The 25,937-nt window shown below is 66.4% G+C and carries 15 protein-coding genes; 4 read left to right on the top strand and 11 right to left on the bottom strand.

The genetic code is table 11. From position 1 onward, the window contains the following. Window positions 1–4 precede the first annotated feature (4 nt). Window positions 5–1,888, bottom strand: a complete 1,884-nt coding sequence (locus TSO5_RS03160; RefSeq protein ID WP_247870568.1) for a tetratricopeptide repeat protein — start codon at window positions 1,886–1,888, stop codon at window positions 5–7. Window positions 1,889–2,343: 455 nt separating this feature from the next. On the opposite strand from TSO5_RS03160, the gene TSO5_RS03155 reads away from it, so the two are divergent. The 4 genes from TSO5_RS03155 (at window position 2,344) to TSO5_RS03140 (ending at window position 10,243) form a co-directional block, all read left to right on the top strand. Further along, on the top strand, window positions 2,344–4,500 hold the full coding sequence (locus TSO5_RS03155) for a peptidase domain-containing ABC transporter (RefSeq protein ID WP_109150201.1): 2,157 nt from the start codon (window positions 2,344–2,346) through the stop codon (window positions 4,498–4,500). Between the two features lie 12 nt (window positions 4,501–4,512). Then, window positions 4,513–5,931 carry an HlyD family type I secretion periplasmic adaptor subunit gene (locus TSO5_RS03150; protein WP_109150200.1) on the top strand — a complete coding sequence of 473 codons (1,419 nt, stop codon included), beginning with the start codon at window positions 4,513–4,515 and terminating at the stop codon, window positions 5,929–5,931. A gap of 2 nt (window positions 5,932–5,933) precedes the next feature. Next, on the top strand, window positions 5,934–7,283 hold the full coding sequence (locus TSO5_RS03145) for a tetratricopeptide repeat protein (protein ID WP_247870567.1): 1,350 nt from the start codon (window positions 5,934–5,936) through the stop codon (window positions 7,281–7,283). Window positions 7,284–7,609: 326 nt separating this feature from the next. After that, complete coding sequence (locus TSO5_RS03140; protein WP_158282336.1) at window positions 7,610–10,243, top strand: glycosyltransferase; 2,634 nt, start codon at window positions 7,610–7,612, stop codon at window positions 10,241–10,243. Window positions 10,244–10,281: 38 nt separating this feature from the next. Here the strand turns inward: TSO5_RS03140 and TSO5_RS03135 are convergent, their stop codons facing one another. The 10 genes from TSO5_RS03135 to TSO5_RS03090 all read right to left on the bottom strand — a co-directional run bounded on the left by TSO5_RS03135 (window position 10,282) and on the right by TSO5_RS03090 (window position 25,933). Further along, window positions 10,282–12,576, bottom strand: coding sequence for a glycosyltransferase family 4 protein (locus TSO5_RS03135; protein WP_109150198.1), 2,295 nt, complete (start codon window positions 12,574–12,576; stop codon window positions 10,282–10,284). A 321-nt stretch (window positions 12,577–12,897) separates the two neighbouring features. Beyond that, window positions 12,898–14,883, bottom strand: a complete 1,986-nt coding sequence (locus TSO5_RS03130; protein WP_109150197.1) for a tetratricopeptide repeat protein — start codon at window positions 14,881–14,883, stop codon at window positions 12,898–12,900. Further along, a complete protein-coding gene (locus TSO5_RS03125; protein ID WP_158282335.1) occupies window positions 14,880–16,391 on the bottom strand; it encodes a tetratricopeptide repeat protein in 1,512 nt (503 codons plus the stop codon). Before TSO5_RS03125 ends, TSO5_RS03130 begins: the two co-directional genes overlap by 4 nt. Window positions 16,392–16,510: 119 nt before the next feature. Beyond that, a complete protein-coding gene (locus TSO5_RS03120; protein WP_247870566.1) occupies window positions 16,511–17,371 on the bottom strand; it encodes a class I SAM-dependent methyltransferase in 861 nt (286 codons plus the stop codon). A gap of 153 nt (window positions 17,372–17,524) precedes the next feature. Further along, window positions 17,525–18,499 carry an NAD(P)-dependent oxidoreductase gene (locus TSO5_RS03115; RefSeq protein ID WP_109150195.1) on the bottom strand — a complete coding sequence of 325 codons (975 nt, stop codon included), beginning with the start codon at window positions 18,497–18,499 and terminating at the stop codon, window positions 17,525–17,527. A gap of 14 nt (window positions 18,500–18,513) precedes the next feature. Then, window positions 18,514–20,004 carry a glycosyltransferase family 61 protein gene (locus TSO5_RS03110; protein WP_109150194.1) on the bottom strand — a complete coding sequence of 497 codons (1,491 nt, stop codon included), beginning with the start codon at window positions 20,002–20,004 and terminating at the stop codon, window positions 18,514–18,516. Window positions 20,005–20,371: 367 nt separating this feature from the next. Beyond that, window positions 20,372–21,466: a CDP-glucose 4,6-dehydratase gene (gene rfbG, locus TSO5_RS03105; protein ID WP_247870565.1), complete on the bottom strand. Its 1,095-nt coding sequence runs from the start codon at window positions 21,464–21,466 to the stop codon at window positions 20,372–20,374. After that, window positions 21,466–22,239, bottom strand: a complete 774-nt coding sequence (gene rfbF, locus TSO5_RS03100; protein ID WP_109150193.1) for a glucose-1-phosphate cytidylyltransferase — start codon at window positions 22,237–22,239, stop codon at window positions 21,466–21,468. The genes rfbG and rfbF overlap by 1 nt, the downstream gene beginning before the upstream one ends. A 149-nt stretch (window positions 22,240–22,388) precedes the next feature. After that, the gene (locus TSO5_RS03095; protein ID WP_146203666.1) at window positions 22,389–23,588 is read right to left on the bottom strand and encodes a hypothetical protein; all 1,200 of its coding nucleotides are present in this window, start codon (window positions 23,586–23,588) and stop codon (window positions 22,389–22,391) included. 50 nt (window positions 23,589–23,638) lie between these two features. Continuing rightward, window positions 23,639–25,933 carry a glycosyltransferase family 2 protein gene (locus TSO5_RS03090; RefSeq protein WP_158282334.1) on the bottom strand — a complete coding sequence of 765 codons (2,295 nt, stop codon included), beginning with the start codon at window positions 25,931–25,933 and terminating at the stop codon, window positions 23,639–23,641. Window positions 25,934–25,937 lie beyond the last annotated feature (4 nt).

The following is a 25,937-nucleotide window of genomic DNA, read 5'->3' as shown; positions in this document are numbered from 1 at the left end:
CCCGTCAGTCCCGCGCGCTGCGGGCCACCCAGTCCTGCCACATGGCGCGATAGGCCGCCTCGACCCCGCGGGCGAAGCCCTTGTAGTCGGTCAGCGGCGCGGCGTTCAGCCGGTCGCGCATGGTCCGGCGCAGCCCGGTCAAGCGCTCCGGGTCCCCGGCGAGCGCGACCGCGGTGGCGATGTAGCCCGCCTCGTCGGAGGCCACCAGCTCGCTCAACCCGCAATGGGTCAGCAGACTGGCGCCGACGCGGGCGACATGGCTGGCGCCGGCCACCGTCACCACCGGCACGCCCATCCACAAGGCCTCGCAGGTGGTGGTGGTGCCGTTGTAGGGGAAGGGGTCGAGCCCGATGTCGATGCGGTCGTAGGCACGCAGATGACTGTCGGCGGCGTCGATGCGGGCCAGCAGCTCGATGCGGCCGGCATCGATCCCCAACTGGACGAAGGTGTTCAGATAGCGCCGGCGCGTCTCCTCGTCGCCCATCTGGGCGCTCTTGACGATCAGGCGGGAGTTCGGCACCCGCTTCAGGATCTCCGACCAGACGCGCACCACCTCCCCCGTCACCTTGGAGGTGTTGTTGAAGGACCCGAAGGTGACATGGCCTTTGGCCAGCAGCGGCGGTTCGGCCGGCGGGGCGACGTCCACCGGCGGGCGGTAGCTGTGGAAGCCGTGCGGCAGCCGGACGATGCGCTCGGCGCTCAGCCGGTCGGCCTCGCCCGGCGGTTCGGCGACGGCGTCGCTGAAGCGCCAGTCGATGGCGCGCATGCCGGTGGTGTCGGGATAGCCCAGCCACGTCGCCTGCACCGGCGCCGGCTTGCGGGCGAACAGGGTCAGCCGGTTGTTGGCGGTGTGGCCGGTCAGATCGACCAGGATGTCGATGCCGTCCTGCTCGATCAGCGCCGCGGCGCGGGCGTCGTCCACCCCGACCAGCGACCGCCAGCCGTCGGCCATCCTCTTCAGCCGTTCGGTGACCACGTCCGAGCGTGCGGCGGCGTGGTAGCAGAATACCTCGAACCGCTTGCGATCATGCTCGCGGATCAGCGGTTCGGCGAAGAAGGCGACCGAATGGGCGCAGAAATCGGGCGAGACATAGCCGACGCGCAGGCGGCGTGCGGGATCGCGCGGGTTGGGATGGCGCTTGCCGGCGGGCAGCAGCGGATCGGCATGGCGCTGCGCCCACACCGCATGGGCCTTGAAGATGGTCTCGGGCGGGACGGCCGGGGTGTAGTGCAGGGCCAGCAGCAGGTTGGAATGCATCAGGGCGTGGTTGGGGTGCGCCTCCAGGCCCTTCTGGAAGACGCCGATCGCCTCCTCGATGCGGCCCATCTCCTTCAGCGTCTCGCCCAGATTGTTCCAGGCTTCCGCCGACTTCGGGTTGGCCTTCAGCGCGGCGACGAAGCACTCCACGGCGCGGGCCAGTTCAACCGCCCCCTTGTGCAGGTCGCCCAGATTGCACAGAGCCTCCGCCATATCGGGCTTCAGGCGCAGCGCTTCGCCGTAGGCGGCCTTGGCCGCCTCGCGGTCGCCGCGGTTGCGCAGGATGTTGGCGAGGTTGAAATGCGCCTCGGCATAGTCGGGCTTCAGCCGGATGGCGGTGCGCAGCGCCTCTTCCGCCTCCACGCTTCGGCCCATGTCGAGCAGCAGGCAGCCGTGATTGCTGTGGACGAAGGGGTCGGCGGCGTTGCGGGCAAGCGCCCGGCGGTAGCAGCCCAGCGCCTCCTCCCAGTCGCCGCGGGCGCGCAGGATGATGGCCAGATTGTTGTTGGCGTTGGGATGGCCCGGATCGGTGGCGAGCACGGCGCGGTAGCCGGCTTCCGCCTCGGCCGTCCGCCCTTCCCTGTGCAGGGTCAGCGCGCGGGCGAAGCCGGCGTCCGCAGCGGCAGCCACGGCCGGGGCCTGGGCCTGGGCCGCGCTTCGCGGGGAGGGGGCCGGGATGGTCGGGCGTTTGGCCTTGGCCTGCTTTCGTGAAGGCTTTTTCATCCGTCTGACCGCCTGGCGTTAGATCTCTGTCGGCAAAGAACCATCCCGTCGGTCGATAGCAATGACCATGCGCTGTCCGCAAGCGGCATCTCGTCTCTGCACGGATGTGCCGCAATGGACACATCGGGCGGAGACATATGATGGATGGCGGATGCCCCCTGGGACAGATGGCTTGCCGCTGTTGTGCCTCTTCTGCTATCTCAACGGAATCGCGTGGGCATGCATCGTCCGCAAGTGGCGGACTCTACGCGCTTCGTCGCGCCTCCCAACCCAAGGAGCGCATGGTCGATCGAGACCGGGTGACCGAACGGTATGAAGACCTTGCAGTCGCGACGCACTCCCAATTCTTTACGGCGGTTCCCATGACCCTTGCTGCGGAAGTCCCCTGCGCCCACACCGGGTTGCATTCCCTGGCTGCCGTCGCGCGCCAGCGTGGCCTCGATGTTTCGGCCGAGCGGCTTCAGCACAGCAACGTCATCGGGAACGAGGAGTTGGACACCGCTCGCCTCCTGCGCGTCGCCAAGTCGATCGGCCTGAAGGCCGAGGCGACGACGCTGGACTGGGAGGATCTGGGCAAGCTCCACGACGCCTTTCCCGCCATCCTGCGCCTGCGCAACGGCAACTCTATGGTGGTGCTCGGCTTCGGCAAGCAGGGCGACACCGACGTTGCCATCCTCCAGGACCCGCTTGCCGGCCAGGAGGTGATCCTGCCGGTCGACCGCATCCGCCTGAGCCAGGCCTGGGCCGGCGAAGTGGTGCTGCTGAAGCGGGACTACGGCCTGACCGATACCGAGCAGCCCTTCGGCCTGAAGTGGTTCCTGGTGGAGATCCTGCGCCACAAGCGCATCTTCCGCGATATCGGCATCGCCGCGATCCTGATGAGCCTGTTCGCGCTCGCCGTGCCGATCTTCTTCCAGCTGGTGGTCGACCGTGTGCTGGTCCACCGCAGCCTGGGCACGCTCAGCGTCCTGATGATCGGCATGATCGGCGTCATCCTGTTCGAGACGGCCTTCTCCTATCTGCGCCAGTACCTGATGCTCTACGCGACGAAGAAAATTGACGCGAAGATGAACGTCCAGGTCTTCAACAAGCTCGTCGGCCTGCCGATGCATTATTTCGAGCGGGTGTCGTCGGGCGAGATCGTCAAGAACGTCCAGCAGGCGGAGCGCATTCGCAACTTTCTCACCGGCCAGCTCTTCATGACGCTGCTGGACACGGTCTCGCTGGTGATCTTCCTGCCGATCATGTTCATGTACAGCGTGCCGCTGACCTTCCTGGTGCTGGCCTTCTCCGTGCTGATGGCCATCAACATCGGCATCATGATCCCGCTGATCAAAGGCCGGCTGAGGGAGTTGTACCAGGCGGAAATCCGCCAGCAGTCCTTCCTGATCGAGAACATTCACGGGATGCGCACGGTGAAGTCGCTGGCGCTCGATGCGCGCCAGAAGCAGGAGTGGGACCACCGCGTCGCCCGCGCCGCCGAACAGCGTTTCGACGTCGGCCGCATCATGATCATCGGCCAGACGGTGGCCATGCCGCTGAACCAGCTGATGATGGCCTGCCTGCTCGGCCTCGGCACCTATCTGGCGCTGAGCGGCGACCTGATGATGGGCGCGCTCATCGCCTTCTACATCCTGGCCGGCCGCGTCACCCAGCCGCTGCTGCAGATGGCCCAGCTGGTGCAGCAGTTCCAGGAGGTGTCGATCTCGGTCCAGATGCTGGGCACGATCATGAACCATGCCCCCGAAGAAGGCCGCACCGGCCGTGGCCTGCGCACGCCCCTGCGCGGCACGGTGGAATTCCAAGAAGTGCGCTTCCGCTACGCCCCCACGGCGCCGCCGGCGCTCGACGGCGTGAACTTCACCGCGGCCGAGGGCACCATCCTCGGCGTCATGGGCCGCTCCGGCTCGGGCAAGACCACGCTGACCCGCCTTCTCCAGGGGCTGCACCGGGCGCAGGAAGGGCTGATCCGCATCGACGGCCGGGACTTGCGCGAATACGACCTCGACCATCTGCGCGCCTCGATCGGCGTCGTGCTGCAGGACAATTTCCTGTTCACCGGCACCATCCGCGAGAACGTCTCCGCCGCCAAGCCGGGGGCGACGACCGAGGAAATCCTGAGGGTCATTCATCTTGCCGGCGCCGACGAGTTCGTGGAACGGCTGCCCAAGGGCCTGGACACGATGCTGGAGGAAGGCTCGTCCAACCTGTCCGGCGGTCAGCGCCAGCGTCTGGCGATCGCCCGGGCGCTCCTGACCAACCCGAAGATCCTGATCATGGACGAGGCGACCAGCGCGCTCGACGCCGAGAGCGAGGCGATCGTCCAGGCCAACCTGATGAACATCGCCCGCGGCCGTACCGTGATCATCATTTCGCACCGCCTGTCGTCGCTGGTGCCGTCGGACACCATCCTGGTGATGGACCGCGGCAAGGTGGTGGACAGCGGCCGCCATGACGAACTGCTGGAGCGCTGCGACATCTACCAGCATCTCTGGCACCAGCAGAACCGGCACATCTAGGAGCGCGTCCCCTTGACCGCACAGAAGCTTGCGACCATCCAGACGACGCGCGTCCCTGCCAACGACGCCGCACCGCGCACGCCGGACCCTTCGCTCGACAAGCGCGCCAAGGCGCGTGGAAAGCAGGCGATCGGTGCCTTCCAGAAGGACACGGAGGCGATCCAGAACGCTCCCGATCCGTTCCTGGCGCGCATCACCCTGCATCTGCTGGCGCTGTTCGTCATCGGTCTGATCACCTGGGCCTCGCTGTCCTACCTGGACAAGATCGTCGCCTCGCAGGGCAAGATCATCTCGACCGAGCCCAACGTGATGGTCCAGCCGCTGGAGATGGCGGCGATCAAGCAGGTTCTGGTCCGCCCCGGCGATGTCGTGCACAAGGGGCAGGTGCTGGCGACGCTGGACCCGACCTTCACCCAGGCCGACGTCCTGCAGCTGGAATCCCGTCTCGCCAACGCCGACGCCATGATCTCCCGGCTGCAGGCCGAGCATGACGGCAAACCCTTCGTGGGCGACAGCGACCGGTACGGCTACGGCACGCTGCAGCAGTCGCTGTGGCGTGAGCGGCAGGCGCAATACCAGTCCCAGATGATGAATTACGAGGAGAAGCTCGCCCGCCTGCAGTCCAACGTCACCAAGTACGAGATGGACCGCGTCCATCTGAACGAGCGGCTGAAGGTGGTGCGCGAGATCGAGAACATGCGCTCCTCCCTGCTGGCCACCCAGGTCGGCAGCAAGCTGAACCTCTTGCAGGCGACCAGCGACCGCATCGACATCGAGCGCAATCTGGTGCTGAACCAGAACGAGCTGCAGGGCAACCGCCATGACCTGCAGGCCCTGCTGGCCGAGCGCGACGTCTTCATCCAGCAGTGGAACGGCAAGATCATCGAGGAGCTGACCTCCCAGCGCAACGAGCGCGAGGCGCTGCGCGAACAGCTGATCAAGGCGCGCAAGCGTCAGGCGCTGGTCCAGCTCGACTCCCCCGTCGACGCCATCGTGCTGGAGGTCTCGTCCAAGGCCGCCCCCGGCTCGATCGCCAAGGAGGCTGAACCGCTCTTCACCTTGGTGCCGGTCGGCGCACCCCTGGAGGTCGAGGCGAACATCGACGCCCGCGACCTCGCCTTCGTCCAGGTCGGCGACAAGGTGCGCGTGAAGCTCGACGCCTATCCCTATATGCAGCACGGCTCGCTTGATGGCGAGGTGGAGACGATCAGCGAGGACTCCTTCTCCAACAAGGACAATGCGAGCGGAAGCCTCTTCTATCGGGCGCGGATCAAGTTGCTGACGACCACGCTGGACAATGTGCCCTCCAACTTCCGCCTGATCCCTGGCATGCCGCTGACGGCCGACATCAAGGTCGGCGAGCGCCGGATCATCACCTATTTCCTGCGCCCCATCCTGCGTGGGGTCGACGAAAGCCTGCGGGAGCCTTGATCGTGTTTGGTAAGCGCAAGGGTACATCATCCGTCCCGTTCAAAAAGCCGGACTTCCAGCGCGGTCTCGTCGCCTTCGAGGCGGGAGACCATGCCGGGGCGGTGGCCGACTGGCTGCCGCTGGCCGAGCGCGGCGATGCCGAGGCGCAATACCGCATGGGCCAGCTCTATGCCCGCGGCCAGGGCGTGGTGCGTGATTTCGGCGATGCCGCTCATTGGTTTCGCAAGGCGGCCGAGCAGGGGCATCGGGAAGCGCAGTTCTCGCTGGCCCTGTGCTATGCCAATGGCGAGGGGGCGGCTCAGGACAATGCCCTGCCGGTGCGTTGGTACAAGACCGTGTCCAAAGCCAATTCGGCGGCGGCGGACGCCAATCTGGCGCTGCTCTTTCCCAACGGGCTTGGGGTGGCGCCGGACATCGCACAGGCCCTGCACTGGTATCGGCTGGCGGCGGAGGCCGGCCATGCCGAGGCGCAGCACCACCTGGGGCTGCTGCACGCCTTCGGCCAAGGTGTCGGCCAGGATTACGCCGCCGCCGCCGACTGGTACCGCAAGTCGGCCGAGCAGGGTTTTGCCGTCGCCCAGCATGCGCTCGCCTCGCTGTACGCGAATGGCCAGGGGGTAGAGCGCGACATGGGCCAGGCGATCGCCTGGTATGGGCAGGCCGCCGGGCAGGGCTTCGTCAATTCCCAGTTGGCGCTCGCCATCATCTACGAGCACGGCAGCGGGGTGGAGGCCGACCCGGCCAAGGCGGCGGACCTGTACCGGCAGGCGGCGGAGCAGGGCCATCCGGTGGCCCAGGTCAATCTCGGCCTGCTCTATGCCCGCGGCCACGGCGTGCCCAAGGATTATGCCGAGACCCTCAAATGGTGCCGCCGGTCGGCCGAGCAGGGCAACGTCAACGCCCAGTTCAACCTCGGCCTGATCCATTCCAACGGTCTGGCCGGCACCCCCGACTATGCCGAGGCTGCGCTGTGGTACCGCAAGGCCGCCGCACAGGGGAATGTCGGCGCCCAGGTCAATCTGGGCCTGATGCTGGCCCATGGCTGGGCTGGCCGGCCCGATCTGGTCGAGGGCGTGGACTGGCTGCGCAAGGCCGCGGCACAGGGCCATGCCGGCGCCATGACCAACCTGGGCGCTCTCTACGCCAACCGCGACAGCAAGGCCTACAACCCGATCCAGGCCTATGTCTGGTACATCATGGCCGCCGCGGCCACCCAGCCCGGTCCCGACCGTGACGGGCTGGAGGCCAAGGCCCATGAACTCGGCGCCGGCCTCGGCAGCGAAGACAGGCACAGGGCCCAGGTCATCATGGAAGAGTGGAAGAAGAATCCGAAGCTGGTGGCGATGGGCTGAGGGGGGCGTCGGCCGTTTGCGGCAGGCGCCTGAACACCACTCCTGCGATTTCCCGGCGGCATCGGTTTTCGCCCGCCGCCGGGCATGACTTGTCTGATGCGACTTGTCTCAAGCCTCCGCCACGAAATCGGTTGCCCGAAAGTGGTGGCAGCCGGTAAAAACACCCCGAAAGCCTGCATGTAAAGAACGCGTAGCCAATCGCCGTTCCTTTCATTCGGCAGGCGGAAGGTTTCCCGGATTTTTGTCTGCTTCCTCTGACTGCTTTCCGGAAGCCGTCGAATGCGATGCCGTTTGCGGCATGTTCGCGTCATAGAAGGGGTGTGGGCATGGATGGCAGGTCGGAAAGCCTGGTCGACACGCTGGACAAAAGCCATGCGCAAGACACGAGCCGCCGCACGACGCTGGACGACGCCATCAACGGATACCGCCTGTTCCTCGGGCGTTATCCGGCCAACAGCCAGGAACTGCTTGCCGCCGCCGACTGCCGTCTGAGCGAGTTCATCAGCTATTTCCTTCTGCGCGGTGAATTCATTTCGAACGTCGTCAACCGGTTGGCCGAAGGGACCAGCCTGCCGCATGTGGAGCTTGCCCCCCAGATGGACGAGGGGCTGGCCCGATGGGCGTTGGGCATCGTCCCGCTGACCGACGCCTCCCTGAACGCCCTGTCCGCCAGCCGGTCATGGCGCTTCTGGATTCTCGCCATGCTGCGCGATCCCGATTTCACGGGGTTCCTGCCGCCGCAGGTCCTGGACTGGTGGCGGAACGCCCGGATCGCCGAGAGGATTGCCGCGGTCGAACTGGCCGCCACCCGGCAGCTGATCGGTGAGATCGCCGATGGCGGCAGCGGACAGATCTCCGGCTGGTGCGCCAACCCGCAGGACTTCAACGAACGGATCGTGCTGGAACTGTTCCTGGGCAGCCGCTTCATCGGCGTGGCCCACTGCATGCATTTCGTACCCGGCCTTGCCGAACGCATCGGCGGCCGGGGCGAGCATGGGTTCAGCTTCCGGATTCCGGCTCTTCACGACGATCTGACGTCGCGGGGCACGTTCCTGAGCGTCCGCGACGCCCATTCGAAGAAGCCCTTCGGCTCGGAAATCTACATCAAGACCAATCTGCAGGAGAGCATCGGCGACATCGGCCAGATCCTGGCCATGCTGAAGGGGATCAAGCAGGCCATCGGCAACATCGAGCAGCATCTGCCCCATGCGGTCAGCCGCATCGCCCCCACGCTCGACGCCTATGCCGCCTTGCGGGCGGAGGGGCTGCTGGAAAGCAACAGGCGCGGCCCCGACATCGGTGCGGAGCGGCTGCAGACGGGCGCCACCGCCAGCGTCGTGAACGTCGTCGTCATCGCGCCGGACGACGATTGCGCACCGTTGCGGCAACTGATTGCCTCCTTGGGTCGCCAGTCCCATCCGGCCTGGATGCTCACCGTCCTGACCCCCGACGAGCCGCCCCCCAACAGCGAACTGGCCGCGCTGCTCGCCCCGCTTCTTGCCGGCGGGCAGGCGGTCCGGGCCTTGGCCCCGGAGCTGCCGCGTCTGATCACCACCCATCCGCGCCTGCGGGACGCCGGCGGTCATCTGGTCGTCGAAGGCGGAGGCGTATTGCGGGAAGATGCCCTGGCGGTCTTCCTGGCCGCCCTGTCGTCGGCCCATGTGGCATACAGCGACCATGATGTGGAGATCGATCGCCAGAACGGGCGGGGCGGCGAGGTCATTCCGGTCTTCAAACCGGACTTCGACCCCATCATGCTGCTGGCCTACGATTGTCTTGGTCCCATGGTGGCCTTGTCGTCGGAGGCCCTGCTGAAGGTCTTCGCCCTCGAAAGCGGCACGCCCCCCGGCGACCTGCACGATCTGGCCCTGCGTCTTGCCGACTGCATCGCCCAGGCGGACATCCGCCACATCTCCTCGATCCTCTATACGGTTCGCAAGACGCTGGGTTTCCATGCCGGCTTCGCCGTGCCACGGCTGCTGTCCGGCAATGCCGGGGCGGTGCGGCGGTGGGCCCAGCGCCGCAGCCTGGAAGCGGTGGTGCGCCCCCTTCAGATCCTCAGCGGCACGACCGATCCGGAGTCCCGCACCCTGGTGGAACCCTGCGCCGTCGACGTGCGGGCGCCCGCCCTGCCGTCGGTCAGCGTGATCGTACCCACGCGCAACTCGCCGGTCCTGTTGCGGAACTGCCTCGACTCTCTGCTGCGTGTCCGGCAGGACTATCGGGCGCCGATGCAGATCATCGTCATCGACCATCAGAACGAGGATCCCGACAGCGTCGGCCTGCTGGAGGCGATGCGGACCCAGCGCGGCGTCGAGGTGATGCCCTATCAAGGCGCCTTCAACTGGGCGGTGATGAACAACCTAGCCGCATCGATGGCGCAGGGCGAGGTCCTGGCCTTCCTCAACGACGATACCGTCGCCGCCAGCAACGACTGGCTGGGCCGGGCGGTGGCGACGCTGGGGCTGCCGGAGGTCGGCGTGGTCGGTGCGCGCCTGCTGTACCGCGACGGCAGCATCCAGCACGGCGGTGTCGTCACCAGCCGGGAGCAGGGGGCTGTCCATGAGGCCCTGGGCGCGCGCAGTGACGACGGCGGCTATCTCGGCCGCAACCTGATCATGCGCTCCGCCGCGGCGGTGACCGGGGCCTGCCTCGTCACACGGCGCTCGACCTTCGAGGCGGTCCAGGGCTTCGACCCGTCCCGCCCGGTCAACTGGAACGACATCGTTTATTGCCTGGCCGTTCGGAAGACAGGCCTGCGGGTCGTGTACGATCCCGAGGTGTGCCTGTACCATTACGAGTCCAAGACCCGCGGCTACCTCTATGGACAGTCGTCACGCGACGTCCATCAGAACGATCTGCGGCGGATGCGGGAGGAATGGGGGGACATGCTGGACGATCCCTACCACAACCGGAACTTCGCCCGCATGGCGGCGCCCTTCTCGCGCCTCGCCTACTGACGGCGGGCCGTCTCTCCGGCAGCCCGCCGCATCATGCGCTACGACCGCTCGCGGTGGATGGCTTCCAGCCGCTTGGCGTAGAGCGTCTGAAGCGTCGGCCGCGAGAACGCGCGGCGGACGAAGGCCGCTCCGGCATTCGCCCGGCACCCGGCCTCGTCCCGGTCACTCCACACCCGCCGCATCGCCTCGGCCGCGGCATCGATGTCAGGCTCGAACCAGCGGGCGCCGGGGGTGACGCCGAGATACTCGTCGCCGTCCAGGTAACGCTCCTGGCCGCCGACCAGAAAGGCGGTCTCGTCGCTCATATAGTCGAGGTTGGCCGAATAGCGCGACGCGATCACCGGCTTGCCCATCATCATCGCCTCCACCATGGTGTAGCCGAAGCCTTCGGCCCGGTGCAACGAGACATAGGCGTCGCAAGAACGCATCTCGGCCAGGGAGTGGGCGTATGACAGCTCTTGGTCGCGCACGATGATGCGGGGATCACCCGCGACCAAACGGTCGAGATCCAGCTTGTGGGCGAGGTCGGCGACGCTCCGGCTGGTCTGGCGGTAACGGATGCGCAGGACGAGCTGCACCCCCTGTTCGGTGGGGAAGGCTTTCCGGAAGGCGCGGGCCACCGCCAGCGGATTCTTGCGCGTGTACCAGCTGCGGGCGTCGAAACAGAAATAGAAGGTGAAAGGCTGCTCCTCCGGCCGCTTTTCCGCAGTCACCTTCAACACGCGCTCGTCGACGCAGTTGGGGACGATGTGGATGGGGCCGGTAAAATGCTGGGCCAGGGTGTCGGCGCAGAAGGCCGACATGGTCCACAGCTCGTCCATCATCTCCAGCGTGAGATGGGCCGAGCGGGGCAGCGCATTGGTCTCCCACAGGAAAAAGCCGATGTTGTACGCACCGGCGAAGCGCGCCAGCCCATGGTTGATCATGTCGCCCGGCGCGCCCAGCAGCCCGAAATGGATCAGGTTGACCGGGTAAAGCTCTTCGCCGGCATGGCGGCTGGGCACCGCCATCATCGGCATCGTGACGCCGAAGCCGGCATCCTGCAGGATGTCGCGGGAGAACAGGGCGTTGCGGCTGATGCCGGTGCCGCCGTCGAAATAGCCGAACAGATTGACGCCCTTGGCCTGTGGCGTGCGGGCCAAGCGACGTGCCACCGGTGCGCATTGCCGCTGGCGCAGCGACGACAGGCTCAAGGCCTGCCCCCCCGGCACGCCCAGGCGGCTGTAGAAATAGCCAAGTCCGGTCATGACCTGAGCGTCATGATGGATCGGTGCGTCCAGGAGCGCGCTCACCTCAGGGGGCAGGAACAGATCATCCAGGTTCCAGCGCACCAGCCACAGCGAGATCGCCAGCAGCAGGGGGAATAGCGCCCGCTCGTCGCGCAGATCGAACGCCGCGGCCAGTTCGGGATCGCGGGCGTGCACCCCGGCATAGAAATGCGAGATCAGGCCATGAGGGTCGATCCCAGCCGAGGCGTTCAACGCCTCCACATGCCGGGCTGCCAATGCTTCCTTGGGCAGGCGGGCCTTGCCGAACATCCAGTGGGTCAGGTGGTACAGCGCACCCACTCCGCTGTTGGCCACCTCGCCTGTCTGTGCCTGATAGGCCGACAGCAGGCGCGAGCGGAAGAGACCGGCGTCCTCCTCCTCGCCCGAAACCAGATAAGCCTTCACATCGGCCGGCAACGGGCACCAGGCATGGTCGGCAAGATTGAAGGCTTCGGCGTGCTGCACCAGGAAGCGGGTCAGGTCGGCAGCGCTATGCAGGTGGAAGTCATGCTGCGCCTCCAGCCGGTAAAGCTGGTGCGCCAGGAAGGCGCTGACCGTCAGTTCGCTCCCTTCGAATCCCTCGGCCGGCCGGATCAGCCGTGCGTCCTCGATCCGGTCGCGTCCGCGCCTGGTCTGGTTGGCCGTCTCCGAAAGCGCGCTCACGCACAAAGCCTGGCGCTCCGGCGTCATTCCCGACAGGGCCGTATCGATCACCGCCCGGTGAAGGCCGGTGACGACAGGCGCCCCTGGGATGGACATCCTGGTCCCATGGACCTTGACGTCAACGCAGCAGCCATCGATCGAGAGAAATCCGGCGGGCAGGGGGATGTTGAAGGCGAGGAAGCCGTTGCGGCCTGGCAGCCCGGTCAGCGCCCTGTGATGCTCGTTGCAGGCATGGGTGCCGAGGAAGCGTCCATCGACATAGAGGTCGACGAGGCATTCCTCCGCCGGGTTGCTCTGGTTGTGCAGCCAGCCGTAGATCTTGCCGGTGGTCACGAATTCCAGCCGCCCCTGGTAGGTGGCGGACTTGGCGGCTTCGGCCTTGATCGGGCTGATCGTATTCATCGCGTTTCTTCCGGCACGATGACCATGCCGCAGCAGGGACGGCGCAGGACTGGGTCAGGCAAAGAAAGGCTTGCCGGATAAAGGGCTAAGATCAGGGGGAGGCCAGAAGAAAGATTAGATATCGAAGTATTACCGGACATCGATCAGTCATACCAACAAAGGAATATTCTTGCGAGGTATGGTAGCAAAGCCATAAGCAATTTAGTTAGTGCTTTTGTCCTGTGTTACGACCGTGAAATATGTGGGGATGGAATCGCATACTTGGGTATGTGCTGCCGTGTGCAAAGGCGCAGGCGGGCAGCCTCTCTTCCCAGCGCCCTGTCAGCCGGCCGGCAGCATGAAGCCCTGCGGCGGCTTGCCGGCCTTGTGCAGCGACCACATGACCTGATAGGCGCGCTCCAGGTTGCGGGTGAAGCGGCGGCTGTCGAACAGCGGCGCCGTCATCCGCCCGTCCTCCAGCCGCTTGCGGAAGTCGGCCCGGCGGGCGGGATCGCCGGCGAGCGCCACCGCCAGATCCTCGTACTCCGCCAGCGAGCGGGTGATGGTGTCGGGCAGCCCCGCCGCACTCAGCAGGCTGGCCGCCACCCGCGAGGCGAAGGTCCCGCCCAGGCAGGTCACCACCGGGCAGCCGGCCCACAGCGCGTCGCTGGTGGTGGTGTGGCCGGTGTAGGGCAGGGTGTCGAGCGCCAGGTCGGCGACGCGGTAGCGGGCGATGTGGTCGGCCAGCGGACGGGGCGGGGCGAAGATCAGCCGGGCGGCATCGACCCCCTGGGCCTGCGCTTGGGCCTTCAGGTTGCCGGCGGCCAGCGGGTTGGCCTCGAACAGCCACAGCACCGATCCCGGCACCCGCTTCAGGATGCGCATCCACAGGGCGAACATGGCCGGGCTGATCTTGTAGGCGGTGTTGAAGGCGGCGAAGACGACGCCGTTCTCCGGCAGGCCGCACTCGGCCCGCGACGGACTATTGTCGGGCAACGGGCGGCGGCGGTCGTTGATCTGGTAGGCGTCCGGCAGCAGCACAAGCCTCTCGGCATAGAAGGGCTGGTGCTCCGGCGGGGTGACGAAGCGGTCGCCGATCACATAATCCATGTGCGGGCAGCCGATGGTGCCGGGATAGCCCAGATAACTGACCTCGACCGGCGCCAGCCGGCGTGACAGCAGATCGAGCCGGGTCTGCTTCGTGTAGCCCTTCAGGTCGACCATGATGTCGACCCCGTCGTCGGCCATGCAGCGGGCGACGGCGTCCAGCGGCACGCTGCGGATGTCGCGGAAGCGGTCGAAGGCCTTCACCAGCCGCTGGCGCATGGCGCTGCCGTCGTCGGGGCCGTAGGAATAGGCCAGCACCTCGAACCGCTCGCGGTCATGCAGTTCGAACAGCTCGGCCGCCAGGAAGGCGGTGGCATGCTCGTGGAAGTCGGCGGAGACATAGGCGATGCGCAGCCGTCCGCCGGGCGACGGAGCCCGCGCCTGCAGCGGCGCTGCTGTGGCGCGCTTGACCACCCGGTCGAAGAACAGGCGGGCGGAGCGGTCCTGCTGGGCCGGACCGGTGTCAATCGACAGGGTGGCCAGCGGGATGACGATGCCGCCGTCCCGGTCGATGATCTCCGTCACCCGCGCGCAGAGCCGGTCGTAATCGTCCCAGTCGCACAGCGTCTGCATCAGGTACAGGTGGTAGCACAGCGCCTCGGTCTTGGCCGGGGACAGCGCCACCGCGCGGGTGTAGGCGGTCTTCGCTTCGGTCAGCCGGCCCAGCTCGCGCAGGGTGTGGGCATGGCCCAGCATCGCCTCGGCATGGCCGGGATCGACGACCAGCGCCCGGCGCAGCGCGCGGTCGGCCTCGGCCACGCGATGACTCTCGCGCAGGGCCACGCCCAGATTGGCGGCGGCGAGCGCGTCGATGGGGCGCAGCCGCAGCGCACGGGCGAAGTCGGTCGCCGCTCCGTTGCGGTCGCCCAGCGTCAGCCGGGCGGAACCGCGGTTGACATAGGCCTCCGGCGTGGCGGGCGACAGCTGGACGCAGCGGTCGTGTGCCGCCAACGCCTCGGCCATGCGGCCCAGCGACTGCAGCACGGTGCCGAGATTGCCGTGGCTGTCGCCCAGATCCGGCCGCATGGCGATCGCCTGGCGCAGGATCGTTTCCGCTTCCTGCGGACGGTTCTGCATCATCACCGCCACGCCCAACAGTTGGGCGACCTCGCCCGTTCCGGGAGCGGCCTGCAGGATGGCGCGGCACAGTGCCTCGGCCTCCGCCATCCGGGCGGCGCGGAAATGCTCCAGCGCCAGCCGCATCGCTTCGTTCAGCGTCATCGTGCAGTCCCTCCGGTGACCCGTGTGGTGACCTCCGCCGCCACGTCCGCCGTCACCCTGGCCATCACCTCGGCCCAGTCGTTGGACCTCGCCTGACGGAACAGGCGCATGGTCGGATACCAGGGGCTGTCGAGCCGGTCGCGCATCCAGCGCCAGTCGGCGAACCATTTCAGCACCACCCAGGTCGGCCGCCCCATGGCGCCGGCGAGATGGCAGACCGAAGTGTCGCAGGTGATGACCAGATCCAGGTTGGCCATCACCGCCGCGGTGTCGAGGAAGGCGTCCGGCCCGGCGTCGAAATCCGCCCCCAGCTCCGTCACCGCCACCCGGTCGCGCAGCCGCTCCAGATGGTCCAGGCCCGACACCTTCTGCAGGCTGTAGAGCCGGACGCCGGGCAGACGGCCCATCGCCTCGAAGCATTCCAGCGGGATCGACTTGCCGGTCTCGTTGCCGTGCCAGTTGATGCCGACGCGCAAGGCCGGACGTTCGCCGCCCTCCAGCCGGTCCAGCCGCTCTGACCAGCGCGCCGCCAGCTCCGGTTCGGCACGCAGATAGGGAACGCCACCGGGAGCGGTGTCCGGGGTGGTGCCCAGCCGGTGCATCAGGCTCATCAGCGAGATGTAGTAATCGTAGGCCGGCAGCGGCTCGCCGAAGGCGAACAGCCCGTCCAGGTCGGGGGCGGTCGACAGCACGCGCTTCAGCGCCGGCTGGCATTCGTAGAGCACCCGCGCGCCCATGCGCTTCAGCACGCCGGCATAGCGGATGTACTGGAAGGAATCGCCCAGCCCCTGCTCGAAATGGACCAGCAGCGTCTTTCCGGCCAGCGGCTGGCCCTGCCACAGCACGCCCGGCATGTTGCGCTTGCGCCAGACCGGCTGTTCCAGCCGGCCCTCGTAGGCGACGGTGCCGTTGGGATAGTCGCCGGCCATCAGCAGGCAGGTGCCGAGATTCTTGCGGTACTCCGGCTTGCCGACATTGATGGCGAGCGCGCGGCGGTAGTTCAGCGCCGCATCATGCAGATGGCCGAGGCTGAGGCTGACCGCACCCAGGTTGTTGTGGTTGACCGCCACGTCCGGCTCGACGCTCAGCGCCAGCCGGTAGACGGCGCGCGCCTTTTCCCCGTCGCCGGTGAACATGAACAGGTTGCCGAGCGTCAGCAGCGCCCCCGGATAGTCCGGCTTCAGGCGGGCCAGTTCCCGGAAGGCGATCAGCGCATGGTCGAGGTTGCGCTGGTCGAGCAGGATGCCGCCCAGCGCGTTCAGCACGTCCGGATAGGCGGGGCGCAGGCGCAGCGCCTGGCGCAGCGGTTCCATCGCTTCGGCCGGCCGGCCGGCGGCCCGCAGCGACAGGCCGAGGTTGCCGTGCAGGTCGGCGATGTCGGGATGCTCATCGGCCAGCCGGCGGAAGATCTGTGCCGCCTCGTCGAAGCGGCCGGTCTGGAACAGGACGGCGCCGCTGTTGAAGGCCTGGATGAAGGCCGGCGAGAACTCGGAAATGGCAACCCCCAACGCTTCGGCCCCCACAAAGCCCTGCTATGCGGATGGACCCGCCGCATGGAACCGCGGCTTCTTACCCCAAGAGGCCGGTTGGCGGCAATAAAGGGCTGCCTTCTTCGGTCTCCGGCGCTTTACCTCTGCGGCTTGCGGCCGATCGCCGCCCACGAGATCTCGTTGACCCAGGCAAGCCGCACGTCTTCCAGCCCGGCCTGCTTCATCAGCGCCTCCACCTCGTCGCGGCGCCAGTAGTTGGCGATCTTCGGCAGCATCTGGTCGAAGACGATGGAGCGCAGATGCGCGAAGTCGAAGCGGCGGATCAGGCGGAAATATTCCAGACGGTCCAGCCCCAGCCGCAGGGCCAGCCACAGGATCGCGGTCGGCGGCAGGGACAGCGCATGCACCAGCCCGATCGGCAGGCGGCTGAACAGCGCCTTGCGCAGCGGGTCGGCGAAACGGACGATCCAGCCGTTGTTCTCGCGGCCATAGACCCAGATCATCACCCGGCCGCCGGGCTTCACCGCACGCACCATGTTGGCGAGCGCCGTTTCCGGATGGGCCAGATGGTGGATGACGCCGATGGAGAAGGCGAGATCGAAGCGTTCGACCTCGTTCAGCTCATAGGCGCTCTGACGGCGCACCTCCATCGCCGGATGCGGTGCCAGCGTCGCGCGGGCCGACGCCAGGCTGCGCTCGTCGATGTCGATGGCCAGCCCGCCGGCCGCACCGTAGCTCATCGGCCAGTGGCTGTTGCGTCCCATGCCGCAGCCGACGTCGACGAAGGTCAGGCCGCGCCAGTCCTCCGGCGCCATGAAGGAGGTCCAGCGGCGGAACTGCTCCTCGTAGACGCCCTTCAGCTCGGCATAGCGTCCCCATTCGTAACCGAAGCGGTCGGCCGACCCGGTGTGGACGGCGTCGTCCTTGGATGCCGCAACGGCAGGGCCGGACGCCGGAATGGCGGGCGGGCGGGCGTCGGGAGACGGCGTTACGCTCATGGCAGACGTCCGGATGAAAATGGGCGGGGCACTGGCCGGCCTTGGTATGGGCGGGATGTGGGCTTGTCAAGGCAAGCCGCTCGCCCAAGGCGTGGCAAGAGTGGGAACCGCCGTCCTCCAGGCGGCACCGGCCATGGACCGGTGCCGTCGGCTTCAGGCGTTCCGGATGGAGTCGATGGTCTTCTGGAGGCCGACGTCCAGCTTGGTTCGCGGACTCCATTCGAACAGCCGTTCCATGGTCCGGATATCCGCGACCATGCGGGGCGGATCGCCCAGCCGTGCCGGCATCTCGCCCCAGATGAACAGGTCGGACTGGACGTCCATGACGGCGCAGATCCGCTCGACGATGTAGCGCAGGCGGATCGGATAGCCCGACCCCAGATTGACCACCTCCGGCCAGTCGGTGTTCGAATTGATGATCCGTGCGAAACCGTCCACGACATCGTCGATGTAGGTGTAGTCCCGGATCTTGCTGCCGTTGGAGCAGTTCATCGGCTTGCGGCTGAGGCAGGAGCGGATCACCGCGGGGATGAACTTGTTCTCGGCCTCCAGCGGACCGTAAATCCCGAAGGGACGCACGATCAGCAGGCGCAGGCCGAGTTCCCGCGCCTTGACCCTCAGCAGAAGCGACGCCGACGCCTTCATCGTCCCATAGAAGGACTCCGGGTTGATCGGCAGATATTCGTCGATGGGCGCGTTGGAGGCGGCGTATTCGTAGGCGCTTCCGATATGCACCACGTCGGCATTCACGGCGGAAGCGCAGTCGACGATGTCGAGCGCGATCCGAATGTTGGTCTGGAACCCGAGTTCAAGGTCGCGATGGGTCGGATCCAGGCCATAGCCGACGGAGTTGATGATGACCCGCGGCTTGATCTCGGAGAAAATCGCCTTGAGATGGTCGGCGGTGTAATCGGTGCGGATGACGGTCCCTTCGAACGGGTTCCCGATGGCCGGCGTCAGCAGCCGTTCCAGGGCGCCGTTCGGACGCACGAGGGCGATCACCCGATGCCCCATGGCGGCAAGGCCGCGGGCGAGATGGGAACCGACGAAGCCGTTGGCTCCGGCGATCACCACCGGCCTTGCGTTCTGCGGCAACGGCTGGTTGCCCGTCGAGCTTGTGTGGTCCATACGCTCCTGCCAGGTCACAGAATCTTGCTGAGCAATTCGTCGAGAATATCAGGGGGGAGATCCGTGGTCCGTTCCTGAAAGCCCCGGTCTTTCAGTTCGGAAGATACCGCCGTGATGATGTAGCAGTATCTGAGGTCGCTTGCGTTCGCGAGATAATATTCCCAGAACGGATCATGGTGCATCTCATCGAACACTTCGATGGTGACGCTGTCCTTCGGGCAGAACGAAATGTTGCACATGTTGCTGCCATAGATGCCGAAGACGGCCTCCGCCATGGCATAGGTGGCCACTTGCTCCACGAAGGGAATGGTTCCACCGATAAGGGAGGAGAAGCCGTGCTTTTGCAGCACCGCTTCGATCTTGGCATCCTCCGAGAAGCTGCGGAGCTGCCCGCGCCGCGACGCGTAGATGCGTCCCGGCTTCGGCGGATCCTTGAGCATGCGCAGGGCGTTTTCCCCCATGACCCGGAACGGCTTGCCCATGCCGGGCCAGTGATGGCTGTGGGACCGGTGGAAGGAGGGGACGATCAGCTTCTTGCAGTGGACGATGCCCTTGGGGATCGGCAGAACCGGGTTGTCGACTCCCAGAAGCTGCAGCGAGATCAGCCGGAAATCCTCGTTGGTTACGCCGCCGTTGATGCCGAGAGCCAGCTGGTTGGCGATGTCGGGTGCGGCCTCGCGGATCCAGTCCAGGAAGACCCAGTTGGTCACCGACTGGCCGAGCCAGTGGCCGTAGCCCAGCTTGAGGGTGCTGAACAGGAAGACCGGCATCTCGATCGTCGTGGTCGGACGATGGCTGGTCACGGACACCAGCTGCTCAAGCGCCGTGATCCTGGAGCCCAGCAGGTGATAGTCCGTGTCCCACAGCGGTTCCAGGCCCGGGAACTGGGTCGTTTCGTGCAGGACATGGCCGTCCCGCGTCACCGCGATCATGCCGTCCACGATCCAGCAGTCGTGGAGCACGGTGAAGAATGCCGGAGTGGCCGGATAGCCGGTCGACGAAGCCCGGCTCAGGCAGAGTTCGAACTTCTCGGCGTCGGGGCTGGTGCCGAAATTGAGGCTTTCGGAAAGAGGCGGGCGCGCCACGGCCAGATTGCCGTCATGAAGAACGACCGAGAAATCCTGCGTTCCCCGGTAGGCGTCCAGGAACCCTTCGGGTGTCGTGACCGAGGCGGGCAGGGGGCCGGCGTGGATGGGAAGCGGCGAATCCGGCATCCGGACACCGGCCTGCGTTCCGCGCACCAGCCAGATCGGGCTGTCGCAGAAGCCAAGCTGGCTGATCCTGCCCCTGAGTACCCCGGTGGCCAGTGTGGACGTGTCGAAAATCGACAGGATCGTCTGGTTTCTATCGATGAGAAGCAGATCGGAGCCAAGCAGCTTCCATGATGCTTCCGCGCCATGCAGGCTGCGCACCGAGAACACGTCCGTCAGGCCGATTTTACGAACGGGTGTGTGCAGGCTTCCGACACAAACCGCCCAATCGCCGACTAAAGTGCTTGCTTCCATAAGAGACCACCTCGCATCCCGATAACACTCGCCTTGAGTGGTGCTAATTCATAAGCGAATCAATCGCAAGAGCACAATCCTGTGGCCGGCGATCCGTAAAGAAACCTGCAATGATCGGCGTGCCCGTCGCGTCGCCTCTTGGGGTGCGGTTCTTTACTCCAAGAGGTGTGTCGGTCGATTTTCGGACAGCTTTGCATCGCAGGATATGGGCAGGATCTGGGCAGGGAACTGGCAAGGACAGGGAGAGAGGCATCGGGCCGCCGTCTCCGCCGGTTTCGCCCGCCACCTCCCTGCACCACCTCTCTGCATGTGCCTTGCCCAGGTCGCTGTGCGGCGTTTGCCGCCCCGTTAGGCACCGATGCGCTCTCTACCGGTCGCCTGCCTCGTAGCGGGCGATCTGGTCGAGGGTGATCTCGGCGGCATCCTCGCCGGCCTGCCGGCGGCGGAACCACTCGACCGTCCAGTCCAGGCAACCGCTCAGATCCAGGCGCGGCTCCCACCCCAGGCGCATGCGCGACTTGGAGGAATCCACCCGCAGGTAACTGGCCTCATGCGGGTGGTCGCCGCCGTCCAGCACCCAGGATGCACCGTCTCCCCAGCGTTCGACCACCCGCGACACCACCCAGGATACCGGGCGGGCGTCACCGTCGGCCGGGCCGAAGTTCCACCCTTCCGCATGCGCCGCTGGATCGGTGTGCAGCCGTTCCGCCAGCATCAGATAGCCGCTCAGCGGTTCCAGCACATGCTGCCATGGCCGGATGGCGTGCGGGTTGCGCACGGCGACCGGACGACCGTCGGACAGTGCGCGCACGCAGTCGGGGATCAGCCGGTCGCCGGCCCAGTCGCCGCCGCCGATGACGTTGCCTGCGCGCACCGAGGCGAGCGCAGCCGTGCCCGGCCGGCTGAAATAGGACCGGCGCCACGCCGATGCCACCAGTTCGGTGCAGCCCTTGCTGGCGCTGTACGGATCGTGGCCGCCCATCGGCTCCGTCTCGCGGTAGGGCCAGGGCCATTCCCGGTTCTCGTAGCACTTGTCGCTGGTCACGACGACGATGGAGCGCAGGTTGGCGCTGCGCCGCGCCGCCTCCAGCACATGGATCGTGCCCATGACGTTGGTGGCGAACGTCTCCATCGGCTCGTCGTAGGACAGGCGCACCAGCGGCTGCGCCGCCATATGGATGAGGATCTCCGGACCGGCCGCGCGCATGGCGGCCGAAACGGCTTCGGGGTCGCGGATGTCGCCGATGCGCGAGTCCATCCGCCGGTCGAGACCGGCAAGCGCGAACAGGCTCGGCTCGGTCGGCGGGTCGAGCGCGAGGCCCGACACCCGGGCGCCCATCCGCAGCAGCCACAAGGACATCCAGGCGCCCTTGAAGCCGGTGTGGCCGGTGACGAGAACGCGCTTTCCCGACCAGAAGGCCGGGTCGGGCATTCCGCCGTTGGGCATGACGGTACCGGTCATCACCACCTCTTCCACGGCGCGTCGCCGGTCGCCCACAGCTTTTCCAGATGCGTGCGGTCGCGGATGGTGTCCATCGGGTGCCAGAAGCCGTCGTGATGGAAGGCGGTGAGCTGCTGGTCGGCCGCCAGGTTGGTCAGCGGCTCGTTCTCCAGCGGGAGGTGGTCGGCCTCGATATAGTCGATTGCGCCCGGCTCCATCACGAAGAAGCCGCCGTTGATCCAGCCGCCATCGCCCAGCGGCTTCTCGCGGAAGCTGGACACCCGGCTGTTCTCGATCTCCAGCGCACCGAAGCGGCCGGGCGGACGCACCGCGGTGACGGTGGCGAGCCGGCGGTTGGTGATGTGGTGCTCGATCAGGCGGCCGATGTCGACGTCGGCGACACCGTCCCCATAAGTCAGGCAGAACGGCTCGTTGCCGATATAGTCGCGAACCCGGCGCACCCGGCCGCCGGTCATCGTCTCCAGGCCGGTGTCGACCAGCGTGACCTTCCAGCTCTCGGCGCGACCGCGATGGACTTCCATGCTGTTGTCTGAAAGGTTGAAGGTAACATCTGCCATGTGCAGATAGTAATTTGCAAAATATTCCTTGATGGCATACCCCTTATACCCAAGGCAGATGATGAAATCGTTGATGCCGAAGCTCGAGTATATCTTCATGATATGCCAGAGGATCGGGCGTCCGCCGATCTCAACCAGCGGCTTCGGGCGAAATTCCGTTTCTTCGGCAAGGCGGGTGCCCATGCCACCAGCGAGAATGACTGCTTTCCTGACCATGTTCCCCTCACCACAATTCGATGCTGCAACGTTGCCACCAGCCCGGCGCGGCCTCCATCGGCGCTCCCGACCGGGAACCGCCGCCTCGAAAACCGGATGGCGGTGATCCGCCCCGTATCCCCTTCCGCATCCTTCTCAGTGCCGAGGCTTCAGCCTGCCTCGCTCAGCGTGCTGGGAAGATTGCCGCATTCGTCGAGAAGCCAGCCCCTCATCAGCGTTTCCAGACCGTCCCGCTCTTCCGCCTTCAGCGCGCCCAAGGGCAGCAGAGGGTTCGGCCGCTCGATGTTGGAGCGCGCCCGGTACGCCATCGAGAAATAGTCGGTATGATCCTCGATCAGCGGCAGCAGGCGCTCGAACTTCGTCAGCAGGCCGAGATAGACCGGCGGCAGGGCGGCATAGACGTCGGCCAGGGACTTCAGGGCCGCGGCGTTCACGGCCTGCGTCGCGTCGCGGCTTTCGATCCAGTGCCGCATCTGCTCGGCGAGCTTGTGCAGGATGTGGTCGGTCTGCTTGTAGCTGGTCTCCGGGAACTGTTCGGTCAGACCGTTCAGATAATCCTGCGGGACAGCGCCGCGGCGGATCAGCGCGCCAACCAGCAGCGGAATGCCGACCGCCCAATAGAACAGCTTGGGCTTGTCCAGCCGTTGGGCGATCTGCTGCGGGCTGAGCACGCTGCTGTGGCGCAGCGGGTTGTCGCTCACCGAAACGGCGTTGCTGACACGCAGCATCGCCGGCCGCGAACCCAGTGCCTCGACCAGGACGGCAGCGCGGAAATACACCTCGGACAGGCTGTAATAGCTCTGCCAGTCGACGCTCCGCACCGGCTCGGTTTTGAAGATCAGCGTGCTGATCTGATGCACGAGGCCAGTGAAGCCCAGGCGGTGCACCAGTGCGGCACCGTTGGTCTCCATCTTTTCGGGAAGGCCGCCGGCGAAGCGCGACACCAGCATCCGCCCCGTTTCTGTGACAATGGGGCAGTTGATGGCGATCAGGTCGTGCGTATCGGTAAGCAGATGGCGGAGCAGCGCCCCCAGGGCGAGCGGATCAATGATGTCGACCGGATGCAGCGCCATCGTGTAGAGGCCGCTGCAGGCCGGCAGTGCGGCGAACAGCATCTCGTCCAGGGTGAGATACCGGCTGTCGAGCTTGTGGATCCGAAGGCGCGGCAGCGTGTCCGCGAACGCCGCGATGGTTGCTTCGGGACTGTCGGATTCGGCCGGGACGATGAGGATCGGCTCGATGACGTCGCCATACAGCTCGACTGTCTTCCGAATCTCCTGAAGGCGGCAGCGCACTATTGAGCCAACGTCCAGCGCGGGGATTTGAATGGACAGGAGAGGGGACGTCATCGTTGTGGCCTGTCTGCTCGTACGACTTGATGGATCTCGGCGTTGCGCGTTCATGAGCGGCCCTGCCCGGCCGCTGGCCTGCCCTCGGCCCGGCCGGAAGCCAGCCAGTGATGGAAGCCGCTGCGATAGTGTCCGGCGGCAACCGCGTCGGCGACGTCCCTGTTGCGCGCCAGATAACCCTGCTCATCGAACAGAGGGCCGGGCGACAGTCCGCGCTGCTGGCCCACCGCCAGATAATGGCGGAAGGCGTCGACGGGAGCGGCGCCGTCGGCCAGGAGACCGGCCTGCTCGGCGGCCTTCAGGTAGAAGGCTGGGTCGAAGCAGTCGGCTGGCTGGCGCCCTTCGCGCCAGCCGGAATGCAGGTAATGATCGAATCCGCTGCGCAGTTCGCCGGAGGCAACCTGGGCGGCGACGTCCGGGTGGCGGGCGCGGTACCAAGCCTCGTCGAAGAAGCAGGACGGTGGGAAACCGCTGCGCCGGCCGACATGGAGCCAGAAGACGAAGGAAGACGCCCAGCCGCCGGCGGCGATGAACTGGGACACCGCCGGGTACAGGTGGCGGTACGAGGCTTCGTCGAAGAAAGGCGAAGGGTTGTAGCCCTTCACCACCCCTTCCTGGAGGAAATGCGCCAGTCCGTCCTTCCAGCGCTTTGCAGCGATGCCGGCGCGGATGTCCGGGTAATGCTCCAGGTACCAGGCCTCATCGAAATAGGAGGTAGCCTCGGCCGTCAGGGCGGCGGCGTCCACCGGCTTGCCACGTTCCCGCCTCAGCGTCTCCGCGTCGATCGCGGCCAGCCGACGCCGTTCGGTGCTGCTGCCGATCCGCGCGCGCAGGGATTCCCGGTCGCCGGCGATGTAGAACAGCGGCGGGCATTCGGCCGCCGGCAGGGTCTTGGCGTCCAGCCCGTCCATTCCCGCCTGTACGGCGACCCAATCCGACGTCCGCTTTACCAGCCGGTATCCCTCATGCTCGTCGTCGCCACTGCCGGCGCCGGCCTGTTGCGGCAGACGCTGCTGAAGGGCGACCAGCGAGTTGGCGATCAACAGATAGGGTGACGCCTCCTTGAGGTCGACCGCAGTCAGGTTGATGCCGTCGAGCATGCGGTGGACGGCGACATGGCGGTTGACCACCCGATACAGCGTGTAGTCGTCCTGCGTCCCCAGGCGCCGCACCACCTTGCGGGCATCCAGCCGCTGGCGGACCTCGGAGACGATCCGCTCGATCCCGGCCCGGATCTGGGTTCTGGCCTTTGCGGACAGTTCGGGCGGCAGTGCGTCGAGAACGTCGCCGACCGTTGTCGGCCGGCCCGCTCTGGCCGTCGATGCCGTGGTGGCGCTCCACAGCTGGACCGCGGCGCGAAGCTTGTACAGCGAGTCCAGCATCGGCTGCTCGCCGGCGCCGTATACGGTCATGTAGGCGGCGATATCGTCGGTCGTCACCGCCTCGTACTCCCGGCCGCTCTCGACCCAGATCAGGATCTGGTCGGTCAGCTGCCAAAGCACGTATTCGTCGAGCAGGAAGCAGCCTTCGAGGTCGCGTTCCACCACGCCGTGCAGGAAATCGGGCGGCAGGGCCCCGCGTTGCTGGGCATGGCGAAGCAGCCGGACCAGGCCGACCGACCAGGGGAAGCGCAGCGGCTTCTTCAGCAGGGCCGAGCGGGTCTTCCACGCATCTTCCTCGGTGCCGGCGATGCGGTAGCGCAGCAGCGGCTTCGACAGGAACAGGCAGGACCGGTCCTTGAAGGCCTCGCAATACATGACGACGTGCGAGTAGATCGGCGACTGCTCCATGTAGGCGCGCCAGTCGACCGCCTCCAGGCAGGAGCGCCGGAACACCACCGCTGAAAAGCAGCAGGACAGGTTGATCATGCCCAACTGCGAGATCAGCTCCCGGATCGACAGTTCCAGTTCCGGCCGGCTCATCGGGACGATGGATTCGGCCAGCGTCTCGCCGCTGGTGGACACCAGCCGCGGGTTCATCAGGATGAAGTCGTGGCGCTTGCGGTCCAAGACCTTCAGGATCTCGGCGACGGCGGTGATTTCGGGGATGTCGTCGTCGGAAAAGGTCCAGACGAACTCGCCCCGGCACTGCGGAAGCGCCGTGAAGATGTTCTCCTCACCCGATGCGTAATGTTCGGGTTGGCGATAGTAGCGGATGAAGTCGTATTGGCCGAGGAACCCGGCAACGACCTCCTGGGTGCCGTCGGTGGAGCGGTTGTCCGACACCAGGATCTCGACATCGTCGGCCTGGGCGTAGGCAACGCTTTCGATCAATCGATGGAGAACAAAATTTACGAAAAATGCGCGTTGGAAGGTCGGTACCAGGATCGTCAGACGGGGAGCCATGATG

This window comes from Azospirillum sp. TSO5 (genome assembly GCF_003116065.1).
GTDB lineage: Bacteria > Pseudomonadota > Alphaproteobacteria > Azospirillales > Azospirillaceae > Azospirillum.
The sequence above is the reverse complement of the archived record's forward strand: the minus strand, read 5'-3'. Positions and strand labels throughout refer to the sequence as shown.

Coding starts and splice junctions, on each gene's coding strand:
- rfbF (WP_109150193.1), bottom strand. CDS start 22,239: ATGGTCAGGAAAGCAGTCATTCTCGCTGGTGGCATGGGCACCCGCCTT.
- TSO5_RS03115 (WP_109150195.1), bottom strand. CDS start 18,499: ATGGACCACACAAGCTCGACGGGCAACCAGCCGTTGCCGCAGAACGCA.
- rfbG (WP_247870565.1), bottom strand. CDS start 21,466: ATGACCGGTACCGTCATGCCCAACGGCGGAATGCCCGACCCGGCCTTC.
- TSO5_RS03120 (WP_247870566.1), bottom strand. CDS start 17,371: ATGAGCGTAACGCCGTCTCCCGACGCCCGCCCGCCCGCCATTCCGGCG.
- TSO5_RS03110 (WP_109150194.1), bottom strand. CDS start 20,004: ATGGAAGCAAGCACTTTAGTCGGCGATTGGGCGGTTTGTGTCGGAAGC.
- TSO5_RS03135 (WP_109150198.1), bottom strand. CDS start 12,576: ATGAATACGATCAGCCCGATCAAGGCCGAAGCCGCCAAGTCCGCCACC.
- TSO5_RS03095 (WP_146203666.1), bottom strand. CDS start 23,588: ATGACGTCCCCTCTCCTGTCCATTCAAATCCCCGCGCTGGACGTTGGC.
- TSO5_RS03140 (WP_158282336.1), top strand. CDS start 7,610: ATGGATGGCAGGTCGGAAAGCCTGGTCGACACGCTGGACAAAAGCCAT.
- TSO5_RS03155 (WP_109150201.1), top strand. CDS start 2,344: ATGACCCTTGCTGCGGAAGTCCCCTGCGCCCACACCGGGTTGCATTCC.
- TSO5_RS03130 (WP_109150197.1), bottom strand. CDS start 14,883: ATGACGCTGAACGAAGCGATGCGGCTGGCGCTGGAGCATTTCCGCGCC.
- TSO5_RS03090 (WP_158282334.1), bottom strand. CDS start 25,933: ATGGCTCCCCGTCTGACGATCCTGGTACCGACCTTCCAACGCGCATTT.